The organism is Kitasatospora sp. NPDC088548, from assembly GCF_044753005.1.
GTDB lineage: Bacteria > Actinomycetota > Actinomycetes > Streptomycetales > Streptomycetaceae > Kitasatospora.
Genome location: NZ_JBIVMI010000009.1, coordinates 33480 through 47308 on the forward strand (window position 1 = coordinate 33480; position 13829 = coordinate 47308).

Here is a 13829-nt window from a genome sequence, read left to right on the forward strand (position 1 = left end):
TCTGCTGCAGGACCGCCACACCAGGCGCGATTAGCTCAGCGGGAGAGCACTACCTTGACACGGTAGGGGTCACTGGTTCAATCCCAGTATCGCGCACGTCGGATCCTTCGGGGTCTGCTGCAGGACCGCCACACCAGGCGCGATTAGCTCAGCGGGAGAGCACTACCTTGACACGGTAGGGGTCACTGGTTCAATCCCAGTATCGCGCACAGTAACGGCCGGGGCCGTGATCCGTGAGGATCACGGCCCCGGCCTTTTGTCGTTCCCTTCAGGGCCCGGGGCCTCGGCTCAGGCGCCCCAGGGCATCCGGGGGTTCCGGGCATGCAGAAGAGCCGCGTACGGTCGACCTCACCGACGTCCGTACGCGGCATCTCCGCCTGCCGGGGTGCTCTACGCACCGCTATCGCCCGTCCGCGGTCATCGCGGGCACGGCCTCCCCGGCGGCACCGCTCCCCGTCCCCAGGGGATCGGTGCCCGTTCAGTGGCCGGCTGTGGCAGCCGGCCGGTCTCAGTGACCGATCGGTCAGTGACCGATCAGCTCGGCGACGGCCTGGGCCTGGTTCGCCATCTGCTCCCAGCCGCCGAAGAGCGCGACCAGCAGGACGGCGCAGGGCAGGGCCATGGCCAGGGCGACCGCCGGGTGCCTGGTCTGGTCGGCGGAGCGCTGGGTGAAGGCCGGTCGCCGGCGGCGGGGGGATCCCGTGAGCTGCGCTGCCATGCCCTCACTCCTGATTCGTGCTCTGCTGTACCGGTCGGTCGATGTTGGCGCGGTGGACGGCTTACCTCGGGGGACGAGTGCCCCGTCCACCGCTGAGGACAACGCTATGGCGCGAGGGGGTGGTAGGTCGTCATGCCGTCGTACTGTTCGCCGGGCATCCCGGAGGATGACGCGCGTCCTCCGGGACTACTACCGCAGGGGGAGACGGGCTCGACCGCACCCCCGGGGGAACCCTGAGAGGCGACCCCGAGAAGCGCTCCGCAGGTCTGGTGACCTTGATGTCAGTGCTAGATCGGACAATCGCACCGAGGGTTGAGGTGTTGCGTATCAGCACACCGCAACGGGCAGTCCGTAAGCTGTGCCAGACAGGAACTGACGATGCCCCAACCGACGGGGCCTCATCCACGGGCTGACGGGGAACGAAGATGGCGATGATGCGGCTGAGGCGTGAGGACCCCCGCATCGTCGGGCCGTACCGCCTGCACCGACGGCTGGGAGCCGGCGGGATGGGCGTGGTCTACCTCGGCTCCGACCGCCGCGGCCAGCGGGTCGCCCTCAAGCTCATCCGGGCCGAGCTGGCCGAGGACCTGGAGTTCCGGACCCGCTTCGCCCGCGAGATCTCCGCCGCCTCCAAGATCCGGGGCGGCTGTACGGCGCGGGTGGTGGGCTCGGACATCGAGGCGGACCGCCCCTGGCTGGCCACCGCCTACGTCCCCGGCCCCTCGCTGTACAAGCGGGTCGGCGACGAGGGGCCGCTGAGCTGGCCGGAGGCGGCCAGGATCGGGGCCGCCCTGGCCGACGGGCTGGTCAAGGTGCACGAGGCCGGGGTGGTGCACCGGGATCTCAAACCGTCCAACATCCTGCTCTCGCCCCGGGGGCCGCGGATCATCGACTTCGGCATCGCCTGGTCGCGCGGCGCCAGCACGCTCACCCACGTCGGCACGGCGGTCGGCTCCCCCGGCTTCCTCGCGCCCGAGCAGGTCCGCGGCGCCGCCGTGACACCCGCCACGGACGTCTTCGCGTTCGGGGCGACGCTGGCGTACGCGCTCACCGGGGACACCCCGTTCGGCTCGGGGGCCTCCTCCGAGGTGATGCTGTACCGGGTCGTGCACGAGGAGCCGGACCTGTCGGCCGTACCGCCGCCGCTGGCGCCCCTGATCGGGGCGTGTCTGGCGAAGGAGCCCGCCGAGCGGCCGGGCGCGGCGGCCCTGCACGAGCGGCTGAGCGAACTGGCGGCGCGCGGCACGACCGTGGGTGGCACGGCCTCGGGAGGTCCCGCGCGCCCCGCCGGGCGGCCCGGGGCCCGGCCGGGGCCCGCGGCTCCCGCCGGGGCCACCGTACCGGCGCCCCCCGCCGCCCCACCGCGCGGTGTGCCCGCGCCCGGGCGCTCGCCGGACCCTGCCGCCGCGCGGGCCCGGGCAGGGGCCGTCGGCCGCCCGGTCGGCCAGCCCGCGGCCCATCCGGCCGGGCCGCAGCGGCACCCGCAGGGGCAGCAGGCCACCGCGCCGCTGCCCCGGCCCGAATCGCTCCAGACCACCCGGCCGATGCGCGAACGCCAGCAGACCCCGCCGCCCGTCCGCCCCGCAGGGCCCGGCGGCCCCGGCCCCGCGGCCGCCCGGGAACGCGAGCGGGAGCAGCGGCCCGACCGGCCACGCGGGCGGTCCGGGGACCGGCAGCACACGCCCGTGCCCGGCGGACGGCCCGCCACGTCGCGGCAGCGGCTGCTGCGCCAGCGGCTGGTGGTGTTCGTCACCGTGACGGTGGGGGTGGCGCTGGCCATCGCGGCGGCGCAGGGCTGCGAGAACCGGAGCAACCGGGGCCTCGGCCCGGCGGGCGGCCGGACGGTGAGCACCGCGCCGGTCCAGCCGCCGGGCGCTCCGGTGACGCCTTCGGCGGCCGGGCTGTCGGCGGACGGCGCGACGCCGTTCGCGGCGGCGGCGCACGGCGGCGCGACGGGTGAGGGTGCGCTGGGGCCCGCGCAGGGCGCGGGACCGGTGGTGGACTGGCCGAACCGCGGCTACCCCGATCCGGCGGGCGGCCCCGGGATCGCGCTGCGTGACGGCCGCTCGGTGGGGACGACGGGGCCGCAGGTCGTGCTGAGCGCCGTACTGCCGGCCCGGTACAAGGGCGCGCCGGCGACGCTGGTGGTGCTGCGCCGGGCGGAGGGCTCGGTGCCGGTGGACCTGGTCCAGCTGTTCTCCTTCAACGGGGACACGCCCGTCCCGCTTGCCTCCCGTTCCTCGGCCGCGGATCCGCAGTCGACGGCGACCTGGCGGCTCGACAACGGTGCGCTGGTCCGCGAGGAGCGGGTCACCCAGACCGGTGCGGTCACGTCCACCCGGTACACCGTCCGGGGCGACGGCACCATCGAGGAGTCCTGGCCCGGCGCGGGCGCTTCCGGCGGCACCGGCCTCAGCTCGGTCGCGCCGCCCGCCGCGGCCCCCGCGCCGCCGACCTCTCCGACGGGCTGACGGCACGGACGGGGGCGCCGCCCGGTTCAGGAGGCGGCGGTGACGGCGTAGAAGGCCACGGCCGCGGCGGCGCCCACATTGAGCGAGTCGATGCCGTGGGACATCGGGATGCGGACCGGACGGTCGGCCGCGGCGAGGGCCTGCGGGGTGAGTCCGTCCCCTTCGGCACCGAGCAGCAGGGCGGCCTTGGCGAGGCGGTGCGGGGCCAGGGCGGCGAGGTCGACGGCGGTGTCGGCGGGGGTGAGGGCCAGCAGGTCGAAGCCGGCGGCACGGACCGTCCCCAGGGCGGCCGGCCAGGGCTCCAGCCGGGCGTAGGGGACGGCGAAGACCGCACCCATGGAGACCTTGACCGCGCGCCGGTAGAGCGGGTCGGCGCAGTCGGGCGAGAGCAGGACGGCGTCCATGCCGAGCGCGGCGGCGCTGCGGAAGATCGCGCCCAGGTTGGTGTGGTCGACCAGCCCCTCCAGGACGGCCACCCGGCGGGCACCGGCCAGCAGCGCGGCGGCGTCCGGCAGCGGCTTCCGTTCCATCGAGGCGAGCGCCCCGCGGTGGACGTGGTAACCGGTGACGGCCTCGGCCAGGGCGGGTTCGACGACGTGGACGGGGGCGTCGGCCTCGGCGATGACGTCCGCCATCACGTCCAGCCACTTGGCCGTGAGCAGCATCGACCGCATCCGGTAGCCGGCGGCGAGGGCCCGGCGGATGACCTTCTCGCCCTCGGCGATGAACAGGCCTTCGGCGGGTTCGCGTCGGCGGCGCAGTTCGACGTCGGTCAGGCCGGTGTAGTCGCCGAGGCGCGGGTCGGCAGGGTCGGTGACGGTGCTGGGTTCGGACACCCTGCGATCTTGCCAAGCCCGGGAGGAGAAGACCAAACGGGCGTACGGCCGGACCGGCTGGCCTTGGCCCGACGGCGGCGGGAGTGCGAGGATGGCGTATGGCCCGATTTCCGGGTCGATCATGGGCTCCGTCGGCCTCTGGCACTTCCGGTTCCGCCGTATCCTCCCGTTCCGCCGGTGCCACCGGCTCCGCCGGTGGGGGCCCACACGGTCGGCCAGCACAGCCGTCGGCGGCCCGTTCGCGCTCACCGAAGCGTCGGTCGCTGGCCAGGCAGGTGTTCGCGCTCCAGGTGTTCGTGGTGGTGCTGCTGGTGATCGCCGCGGCGCTGGCGCTGGTCGTGCAGTCGCGCAACAACGCCACGGACGAGGCCCGCAACCGGTCGGTGGCGGTGGCCCAGACCTTCGCCAACTCCCCCGGCGTGGCCGCCGCGCTGGTCGGCCCCGATCCCACGGCCGTCCTGCAACCGTCGGCGGAGGCCGCCCGGACGGCCTCCGACGTGTCCTTCATCGTCGTGCTGAACCTCTCCGGCGTCCGCTACACGCACCCGAACCCGAACCTGATCGGCGGGATGTTCAACGGCACCTTCGAGCCCGCGGTGCACGGGCAGGTGGTCACCGAGAAGGTCAACGACTCGCTCGGACCGCTGATCCAGGCGGTGGTACCGGTCTACGGGCAGAACCACACGGTGGTCGGGCTGGTGTCCGCCGGGATCACGATCGCCAGCGTGAGCAGCGCGAGCGAGCGGCAGCTGCCGCTGGTGCTGGCGGCCGCTGTGGTCACGGTCGGGCTGGCCACCTGCGGGACGGCGCTGATCAGCCGGCGGCTGCGGCGGCAGACGCACGGGCTCGGTCCGGCCGAGATGACCCGGATGTACGAGCACCACGCGGCGGTGCTGCACGCGGTGCGCGAGGGCGTGCTGATCGTCGGCGGTGACGGCCGGCTGCTGCTCTGCAACGACGAGGCGCGCAGGCTGCTGGACCTGCCGCCGGACGCCGAGGGCCGGCCGGTGACCGAGCTGGGGCTGGACCGGGCACCCGAGGAGCTGCTGACCGCGAACCGGCCGGTCAGCGACGAGGTGGTGCTGGCCGGTGAGCGGCTGCTGGCGGTGAACATCCGGCTGACCGACCGCGACGGCGGCCCGCCCGGCTGCGTCGCCACGCTGCGCGACTCGACCGAGCTGCTGGCGCTCTCCGGGCGGGCCGACGTGGCGCAGCAGCGGCTGCGGCTGCTGTACGACGCCGGGGTGGCGGTGGGCAGTTCGCTGGATGTGACGCGGACGGCGGAGGAGCTGGCGCAGGTGGCGGTGCCGCGGTTCGCGGACTTCGTCACGGTGGACCTCGCCGAGCAGGTGCTGGAGGGCGAGGAGCCGCCGCCGGGGCCGGCGCTGGGGCGGATGCGCCGGGCGGCGCTGAGCGGCGTCCGGGACGACGCGCCGTTCTATCCGGTGGGCACGGCGCTGAACGTGGTGCCGTCGGCACCACTGGCGGGAGCGCTGAACAGCGGGCTGCCGGGGGTGGAGCCGCGGCTGGCGGACGCGCACGAGTGGCGGGAGCAGGATCCGGAGCGGTCCGCGCAGGTGCTGGCGTACGGGGTGCACTCGCTGGTCCGGGTGCCGCTGCGGGCGCGCGGGGCTCTGCTGGGGGTGGCGCGGTTCTGGCGGGCGGACCGCACGGAGCCGTTCGAGGAGGACGATCTGGCGCTGGCCGAGGAGCTGGTCGCGCACGCGGCGGTCTGTATCGACAACGCACGCAGGTACACCCGGGAACACGCGATGGCCGTGACCCTGCAGCACAGTCTGCTGCCGCGCACCCTGCCGGACCAGAACGCGCTGGAGATCGCGCACCGGTATCTGCCGGCGCAGGCGGGGGTGGGCGGGGACTGGTTCGACGTGATCCCGCTGCCGGGGGCCCGGGTGGCGCTGGTGGTCGGGGACGTGGTGGGGCACGGGCTGCACGCGGCGGCGACGATGGGCCGGCTGCGGACGGCGATCCACAACTTCTCGACGCTGGACCTGCCGCCGGACGAGCTGCTGGGGCACCTGGACGACCTGGTGAACCGGATCGACCAGGAGGAGTCGGGGACCGGGGCGGCGGTGACCGGCGCGACCTGCCTGTACGCGATCTACGATCCGGTGTCGCGGCGGTGCACGCTGGCCAGCGCGGGGCATCTGCCGCCGGCGCTGGTCGGCCCGGACGGGCGGGTGGACTTCCCCGAGCTGTCGACCGGGCCGCCGCTCGGGCTGGCGTCGATGCCGTTCGAGACCACCCAGCTGGAGGTGGCGGAGGGCAGCCGGCTGGTGCTCTACACCGACGGGCTGGTCGAGGACCGCGAGCGGGACATCGACGTCGGGCTGGAGCTGCTCCGGACGGCGCTGAGCGGGCCGGACCGGACGCCGGAGCAGACCTGCGCGGACGTGCTGCAGACGATGCTGCCGGCGCATCCGCAGGACGACATCGCGCTGCTGGTGGCACGGACCAGGGTGCTGGCGCCCGACCAGGTCGCGGAGTGGGAGGTGCCGTCCGACCCGGCCGCGGTGGGCGAGGTCCGGGCGGCGGTCGCGGAGCGGCTGACCGGGTGGGGGCTGGAGGAGGCGGCGTTCGTCACCGAGCTGATCCTGAGCGAGCTGGTGACCAACGCGATCCGCTACGGGACCGGGCCGATCCGGGTACGCCTGCTCCGCGACCGGGCGCTGATCTGCGAGGTGTCCGACACCAGCAACACCTCGCCGCATCTGAAGTACGCGGCCACCACGGACGAGGGCGGGCGCGGGCTCTTCCTGGTCGCCCAGTTCGCCGACCGCTGGGGCACCCGGTACACGGGGACGGGGAAGGTGATCTGGACGGAGCAGCCGCTGGAGTAGGCGGTGCGCCGGGCGGACGGGGTGTTCGCCCGACGCGCCGTGCCGGTGTCAGAGACGCAGGCCGGGGGCCAGCACGTTGACGACGTCGCCGACGACGATCACGGCGGGGGGCTTGATCCGCTCGGCCTCGACGGTGGCGGCGACGGTGCCGAGGGTCGCGTCCACGCGGCGCTGCGCGGCCGTGGTGCCCTCCTGGACGACGGCGACCGGAGTGTCGGCGGGGCGGCCGCACTCGACCAGCCGGGCGGCGATCTCGCCGATCTTGTCCACCGCCATCAGCAGCACCAGGGTGCCGCTCATCCGCGCGGCGGCCTCCCAGTTGACCAGCGAGCGCGGGTCGGAGGGACCGACGTGGCCCGACATCACCGTGAACTCGTGCGTCATGCCGCGGTGGGTGACCGGCACGCCGACGGCCGCCGGGACACTGATCGAGCTGGAGATCCCCGGGACGACGGTGACCGGCAGCCCGGCCTCGGCGCAGGCGAGCAGCTCCTCGCCGCCGCGCCCGAACACGTACGGGTCGCCGCCCTTGAGCCGGACCACGAACTTGCCCGCCTTGGCGTGCTCGACGAGCGTCCGGTTGATCGCCTCCTGGGCCATGAACCGCCCGTACGGGATCTTGGACGCGTCGATCACCTCGACGTGCTCCGGCAGCTCGGCCAGCAGCTCGCGCGGGGCGAGGCGGTCGGTGACCACCACGTCCGCGGCGGCCAGCAGGCGGCGGCCGCGCACGGTGATCAGATCGGGGTCGCCCGGGCCGCCGCCGACCAGGGCGACGCTCCCCCGGCCTGACGGCCTGGAGGTACCCCCAGCGCCGTGCGAGCGGAACCGGCGGGCGGCCAGCGAGCCGTCCCGCAGGCCGTCCACGATCGAGTCGCGCAGGGCCGCGGAGTGCCGCGGGTCCCCGGTGAGGACGGCGACGGTGACGCCCGCGTCGCGGCCGCTGGCCGGGGTCCAGGCGGTGGCGGCCGACGCGTCGTCGCTGCGGGCGCAGAACACCCGCTCGCGCTCGGCCTCGGCGCTGACCGCGGCGTTGACGGCCGGGTCGGCGGTGGCGACCAGCGCGTACCAGGTGTCGGCGAGATCGCCGTCCTGGTACGGGCGGGCGTGCCAGGTCAGCTCACCGGCGTCGGCCATGGCCTGGACGGCCGGCGTGGTGGTCGGCGACACCAGGTGCAGCTCCGCGCCCGTGGCGATCAGCGCCGGCAACCGCCGCTGAGCGACCTGGCCGCCGCCGACCACGACCACGCGGCGGCCGGCGAGCAGCAGGCCGACCGGGTACGGGGTGCGTCCCTCGGTGCTCGGGTGCGGGTTGGGCGCGGTCATCGGCGGAACTCCTGGATCGGGGACGGACAGGTGGGGGTACGACGGCACCGCCGCGCGTACCGGCCCGGGGGTGCGCCGGTACGCGCGGCGGTGCGGGCGGCGTCAGGCCTTCTCGGTGACCCCGGCGGAGTCGAAGGTGGCTACATCGTGCATCGCCCGGGCCGCGCTCTGCACCAGCGGCAGGGCCAGCAGGGCGCCGGTGCCCTCACCGAGCCGCAGGTCGAGGTCGATCAGCGGGCGCAGACCGAGCTTGGCCAGCGCGGCCTGGTGGCCGGGCTCGGCGGAGCGGTGGCCGGCGATGCAGGCGGCGAGCACCTCGGGGGCGATCGCCTTGGCGACGAGCGCGGCCGAGCCGGCGATGACGCCGTCCAGGACGACCGGGGTGCGCAGCGAGGCGGCGCCGAGCAGGAAGCCCGCGATGGCCGCGTGCTCCAGGCCGCCGACGGCGGCGAGGACACCGATCGGGTCCGCCGGGTCGGGCTCGTGCAGGGCGAGCGCGGCGCGGACGACCTCGACCTTGCGGGCGTGCGTCTCGTCGTCGATGCCGGTGCCGCGGCCGGTGACCTCGGCCGGGTCCAGGCCGGTGAAGACCGAGATCAGGGCGGCGGAGGCGGTGGTGTTGGCGATGCCCATGTCGCCGGTGACCAGCGCCTTGTTCCCGGCGGCGACCAGGTCGCGGGCGGTCTCGATGCCGACCTCGATGGCCTTGAGGGCCTCCTCGCGGCTCATCGCCGGACCCTGGGTCATGTCGTCGGTGCCGGGCCTGACCTTGCGCGGCAGCAGGCCGGTGGTACGGCCCTGCTGGACGGCGTCCGGCAGCTCGGCGGCAACGCCGACGTCCACCACGCAGACCTCGGTGCCGATCTGCTTGGCGAAGGAGTTGATCACCGCTCCCCCGGCCAGGAAGTTGCCGACCATCTGGACGGTGACCTCCTGCGGCCAGGGGCTGACGCCCTGGGCGTGGACGCCGTGGTCACCCGCGAAGATCGCCACGCAGGCGGGCTCGGGGACCGGCGGCGGGCACTTGCGGGAGAGGCCGCTCAGCTGCGCGGAGATGATCTCCAGCATGCCGAGGGAACCGGCCGGCTTGGTCATCCGCTTCTGGCGGTCCCAGGACTCGCCGAGCGCCTTGGCGTCCAGCGGGCGGATGCCCCGCAGGGTCTCGGACAGCAGGCCGTGCGGCTCCTCGCCCGGCAGCGCGCGGTTGCCGTACTGCTCCTCGTGGACGACCCAGGACAGCGGGCGCTTCCTGGCCCAGCCCTGCTGCTGGAGCTCGGGCTCGTCCGGGAAGGCGTCGACGTAGCCGACGCAGAGGTAGGCGACGACCTCCAGGTGCTCGGGCAGGCCGAGCTCCCGGACCATCTCGTCCTCGTCGAAGAAGCTCACCCAGCCGACGCCGAGGCCCTCGGCCCGGGCGGCCAGCCAGAGGTTCTCGACCGCGAGGGCGGCCGAGTACGGCGCCATCTGGGGCTGGGTGTGCCGGCCCAGGGTGTGGCGGCCGCCGCGGGTGCGGTCGGCGGTGACCACGATGTTGACGGGCGTTTCGAGGATGGCCTCGATCTTGATTTCCTTGAACTGCTTGGCCCGGCCCTTGGGGAGCGAGTCCGCGTACGCCTCGCGCTGGCGCTCGGCCAGTTCGTGCATCTTGCGGCGGGTCTTGGCCGAGCGGATCACCACGAAGTCCCACGGCTGGGAGTAGCCGACGCTGGGCGCGGTGTGGGCGGCCTCCAGGACCCGGATCAGCACCTCGTGCGGGATCGGGTCGGGGCGGAAGCCGTTGCGGACGTCGCGGCGCTCGCGGATGACCTGGTGGACGGCCTCGCGGCCGGCCTCGTCGTAGCCGGGGGCGGCCGGGCCGCGGGGCTCGGCGGGCTCCTCGGGAGCGGGCTCCTCGGCGACGGGCTCGGCGGTGACGGGCTCCTCCGCGGCGGGCTCCTCCGCGGCGGGCTCGGCGACCGGGTCGGGTGCGGGGTCCTGCCCGGGGGCGGGGTCCTCGGTGGCGTCCTGCGCGGCGGCGGTGTCCGGTGCGGCGGCGGGCTCGGCCCCAGGGCCGGCCTCGGGCTGGGGCCCGGCCTCGGGGGCCGTCTCGGCGACGGGCTCCTCGGCGGCGTCCTGCGCGACGGCGGGCTCGGCCTCCGCCACGGCCTCGGCCTCGGTTTCGGCGGCGGGCTCGGTCACGGCGGGCTCGGCGGCCGAGGGGACCTCGGCGGTGGCCGGCTCGGCGGGTCCGGCCTCGACCGGGGTGGCCTCCTGCGGCTGCTCGGCCGACGGGGCCACGACGGCCTGCCCGGAGGGCATCTCACCAGTGCCGGCGGCGGTCTCGGCGGCCTGCTGGGTCTCGGCGGCGACCGCCGTCTCCGTGGTCTCGACGGTCTCGCCGGCCTCGACCGCCTCGGGGGCCGGGGCGGCAGGCTGTGCCTCGGTGGCGGTGTCCGCCGGGGCGGCCTGCTCCGGCTCCGTGGCAGCCTGCGCCGACGTGGCGTGTTGTGCCACCTCGGCAGGGTGTGCCACCTCGGCGGCCGGTGCGTCACCCTGCTCGGCGACCGCTATGGGGGCGGGCTGCTGGGCGGCCGTCTCCGCGACCACCGGAGCGGGCTCGACCGCCTCGACCTGCGGGAGGCCGTGCGGGGTGGGGGCGGCGAGGAAGGCGGAGATGCGGCGGGGCTGGCCGGCCGGGGCGGGCTGCTCCTCGGCGGCCACGGCGGGGACGGCCTGCTCGGCGGGCACGGTCGCGGCCCCGGCCTCGGCGGCACCGGGCGCGGGGACCTGCTCGGCGGCGGGGGCCTCGGCGGTGTCCTGCGCGACGGCGGGGGCCTCGGTGACCGGCTCGGTGACCGGTTCGGCGGTCGGCTCGGCGACGGGCTGCGCGGTGGCGTCCGCCACCGGGGCGGCGACGGCGGCCTGCGGGGCCACCGGGGCGGCGGGCTCGGCCTCCGGCACCTGCTGGACGTTCTGAACCGGCACACCCGGCTGCGCCGACCCGGCCGGCGCGGCCTGCGGCGCGAAGCCCTGAGCGGGCACCGCGGCCTGCGGCTCCGGCTGCGGGCCGACCACGACGGGAATGCCGTGCGCGGGCGTCGCCCCCTGCGAGGGGCCGCGGTCGGCGAGCGAGCGGACCGGGACGTGGCCGGTCATCAGCGACGGGTCCGGGATCGGCGGGCCGGCGTGCAGCGGGCGTCGCGGCGCCTGAGCCACCGTCAGCGGCTCCGGTCCCTGCGCCTGGACCGGCGGCTGGCCATGCGGCTGACCCTGTGCCTGGACCGGCTGTCCCTGGGGCTGTCCCTGCGTCTGTGTCTGGGGCTGCGCCTGGACGTACGACTGGGCCTGCGCGTGCAGGGCGGCCGGGTCGGCGGCGCCCAGCAGCGGCGGGTCCAGCGGCGGCCAGGACGGCTCGACCGGAGTGCCGGGCACGGCGGCCCCGGTCTGCTCCTCGGCGCCGTACGCCAGCTGGTCGGCGGGGACGGGCGGCTCGCCCCAGGAGCCCTGCGGACCGGGCATCAGCAGCACATCGTCCTCGTCGTCGAGCGGGTCCGGCTGGTCGGGCTGGTCGAGGAAGTGGAAGGCCGGGCGCGGGGCACCCGGGTCGACGGCCCAGCCCTCGCCGGGCACACCGACGGCCGGAGTGCCGTGGCCGGGCACGCCCTGCGGCAGCCCCTGCCCGTGGACGCCCTGCGGCGGGATCCCGCCCGCCCCCGGCACCGCGGGGTTCGGGACCGCACCGCCGTCCATCGCGACGCCCTGGACGGGTGCGACGGGTACCGCGACGCCCTCCGGGCCGCCGAGCGGGGCGGGCCCGGCGAGCAGGTGCTCCGGCAGTCCCTCGTTCGGGACGTGGCCGCCATCGGTCATGTCAAAGCTCCTTCCAGGCCGCTGCCGCGCCCTTGGCGACGCGATCACCGACCGCAGCGCCCATCCGCACGGGCCGGGCCTGCACCGACCCGCCCCTCAACCACACACGGCCGCCGCGCCGAGGCGCTGCGGCCGAAGTCCTACTTCCGGCGCGCTGCGGCACCCCGGCCCACGCACCACCCACGAGGAGCGGCGCGCCATCTGAAACAACGACAACCCGGGGCAACCGGCACGTCCGCACCGGACCCTACGGCATTCTCCCGGTCCGGCACGCGGCCCGTCGAATTGCCCACACTCCGAGCCACACCGGGTTGCACCACGTCAAAAAGGCGACAAACCGACCGGATCGGGCAGGTCACCGGCCGCCACAGCCGCCCAGGACGCCACACTACCGGCCCGGCGGTGTCACCTCTCGAATCGGTGTCCGGATGCGACCTGGATCACCGCCGGGCGCCTTCGGGACCACGGGCGGCGGCACTTCGCCTTCACACGATCTGCTCACCCCAGAGCAGGAGCACGCCCGGCTCCCCCGCCCCGAACCGCAGCCCGCCACCGCTCCCGTCCGTCCGCAGGGGCGTGGACTGGAGCAGCGCGCCGTCCGCCCGGTAGCCGGCCTCGGCGATGGCCCGGCGGATCTCCTCCGCCTCCGCGAGCGTGCGGGCCACCGCGACGAACCGCTCGGGCCGGCGGGCCAGGACGGCGCGCACCACCTCGGAACCGCCGGATTCGACGACCGCCGCGTCCGGCTCCGGCAGACCGCCGAGCACCTCGGGGCCACGGCCGTGGACGGTCTCCACCTCGACGCCGTAGCGGCGGGCGTTGACGGCCAGCCGGGCGCAGGCCGAACGGTCGGACTCGACCGCGACCACCGCCGCGCCGAAGCGGGCGGCCTCGACGGCGAGGGCTCCGCTGCCCGCGCCCACGGACCAGACCAGGTCGCCGGGGCGCGCGCCCAGCCGGGCCAGCACCAGCGCACGCACCTGCGCGGGGAGCGCCTCCGACGCGCCGGGCTCGTCCTCCGCACGCCCGGCGCCCGCGTAGGCATCGCCGGGGAGTGCCCAGCCGCGGTCCGCGCCGGGGAAGCCGACCGGACGCCCGGCCAGCCAGCCGGCCGCCTCACCGGGCGCGCCCGACTGCGGGCCGCCACTGTGGCCGCCGATGACCAGTACCACGTTCGGGTCGCGCCAGATGTGGTCCGCGACCCGGTCCGAGGTGAGCACCGTGACGTCCTCGTCGGGGGTGCCGAGGGCCTCGCAGACGACGAAGGTCCGGTGCACCCCACGCAGCATCAGCGCGAGTTCGCTGGGCCCGGCGCCCGGGGCGGTGAGGACCGCCACCTTCGGGTTGGCCCGGCAGATGTTGGCGGCGCGGCGCAGTCGTCCGCCGTGGGCGCTGACCACCTGGGCGTCCTCCCAGGGCATGCCGGCCCGGGCGAAGGCGACGGCCACCGAGGAGACGGCGGGCAGCACTTCGAGTTCGAGGCCGTACTCGGGCCGGCGCAGGGTGCGGACGACGCCGAAGAAGCCCGGGTCGCCCTCGGCGACGACGACGGCGGCGCCGCGGTGCTCGGCGATCCTGCGGGCGGCCAGCTGGACGCTGCCGAGGGCCAGCCGTTCGGCGGCGGGTGGCACCGGGAGGGCGTTGAGTTGGTAGGGTGCGCCGGCCACCAGGGTCGCCGCGGCGAGGGCCGCGCCGGCGGCCTCGGTCAGCGGTGTGCCGTCCCACCCGATGACCGTGATCCGGTCAGCCATCTGCGGCTGTTCTCCCT

7 protein-coding genes and 2 tRNA genes are annotated in these 13829 nt (G+C 75.8%); 4 read left to right on the forward strand and 5 right to left on the reverse strand.

All coding sequences use genetic code 11. The features are described 5' to 3' along the window. Positions 1 to 24 precede the first annotated feature (24 nt). Positions 25 to 96 (forward strand) — tRNA-Val (locus ACIP82_RS13930). A 41-nt stretch (positions 97 to 137) separates the two neighbouring features. Further along, a tRNA-Val gene (locus ACIP82_RS13935) sits at positions 138 to 209 on the forward strand. A gap of 314 nt (positions 210 to 523) precedes the next feature. Here ACIP82_RS13935 and ACIP82_RS13940 read toward each other — a convergent pair. After that, positions 524 to 718 carry a hypothetical protein gene (locus tag ACIP82_RS13940; protein ID WP_363611334.1) on the reverse strand — a complete coding sequence of 65 codons (195 nt, stop codon included), beginning with the start codon at positions 716 to 718 and terminating at the stop codon, positions 524 to 526. 425 nt (positions 719 to 1143) lie between these two features. Here ACIP82_RS13940 and ACIP82_RS13945 point away from each other — a divergent pair, with 425 nt between their 5' ends. After that, the gene (locus ACIP82_RS13945) at positions 1144 to 3189 is read left to right on the forward strand and encodes a serine/threonine-protein kinase (RefSeq protein WP_400653575.1); all 2046 of its coding nucleotides are present in this window, start codon (positions 1144 to 1146) and stop codon (positions 3187 to 3189) included. Between the two features lie 26 nt (positions 3190 to 3215). On the opposite strand, the gene ACIP82_RS13950 is transcribed toward ACIP82_RS13945, so the two are convergent. Continuing rightward, positions 3216 to 4025 carry an RNA methyltransferase gene (locus tag ACIP82_RS13950; RefSeq protein WP_363611332.1) on the reverse strand — a complete coding sequence of 270 codons (810 nt, stop codon included), beginning with the start codon at positions 4023 to 4025 and terminating at the stop codon, positions 3216 to 3218. Between the two features lie 98 nt (positions 4026 to 4123). Between ACIP82_RS13950 and ACIP82_RS13955 the strand changes: the two genes are divergently transcribed. Further along, positions 4124 to 6886, forward strand: a complete 2763-nt coding sequence (locus ACIP82_RS13955; protein WP_400653576.1) for a SpoIIE family protein phosphatase — start codon at positions 4124 to 4126, stop codon at positions 6884 to 6886. A gap of 48 nt (positions 6887 to 6934) precedes the next feature. Here ACIP82_RS13955 and cobA read toward each other — a convergent pair whose 3' ends face one another. The 3 genes from cobA to cbiE form a co-directional block, all read right to left on the reverse strand. Next, entirely contained in the window at positions 6935 to 8212 is a 1278-nt protein-coding gene (gene cobA / locus ACIP82_RS13960) for a uroporphyrinogen-III C-methyltransferase (protein WP_363611328.1), read from the reverse strand. A 102-nt stretch (positions 8213 to 8314) separates the two neighbouring features. Continuing rightward, complete coding sequence (cobT, locus tag ACIP82_RS13965) at positions 8315 to 12061, reverse strand: nicotinate-nucleotide--dimethylbenzimidazole phosphoribosyltransferase (RefSeq protein WP_400653577.1); 3747 nt, start codon at positions 12059 to 12061, stop codon at positions 8315 to 8317. A 485-nt stretch (positions 12062 to 12546) separates the two neighbouring features. Continuing rightward, positions 12547 to 13812 (reverse strand): precorrin-6y C5,15-methyltransferase (decarboxylating) subunit CbiE, encoded by a 1266-nt coding sequence (cbiE, locus tag ACIP82_RS13970; protein ID WP_363611324.1) that lies wholly within the window; start codon positions 13810 to 13812, stop codon positions 12547 to 12549. Positions 13813 to 13829: the final 17 nt, after the last annotated feature.

Excerpts from the sequence above, each read along its gene's own strand:
- cobT (WP_400653577.1), bottom strand. The coding sequence starts at position 12,061 with ATGACCGATGGCGGCCACGTCCCGAACGAGGGACTGCCGGAGCACCTG.
- ACIP82_RS13955 (WP_400653576.1), top strand. The coding sequence starts at position 4,124 with ATGGCCCGATTTCCGGGTCGATCATGGGCTCCGTCGGCCTCTGGCACT.
- cobA (WP_363611328.1), bottom strand. The coding sequence starts at position 8,212 with ATGACCGCGCCCAACCCGCACCCGAGCACCGAGGGACGCACCCCGTAC.
- ACIP82_RS13945 (WP_400653575.1), top strand. The coding sequence starts at position 1,144 with ATGGCGATGATGCGGCTGAGGCGTGAGGACCCCCGCATCGTCGGGCCG.
- ACIP82_RS13940 (WP_363611334.1), bottom strand. The coding sequence starts at position 718 with ATGGCAGCGCAGCTCACGGGATCCCCCCGCCGCCGGCGACCGGCCTTC.
- cbiE (WP_363611324.1), bottom strand. The coding sequence starts at position 13,812 with ATGGCTGACCGGATCACGGTCATCGGGTGGGACGGCACACCGCTGACC.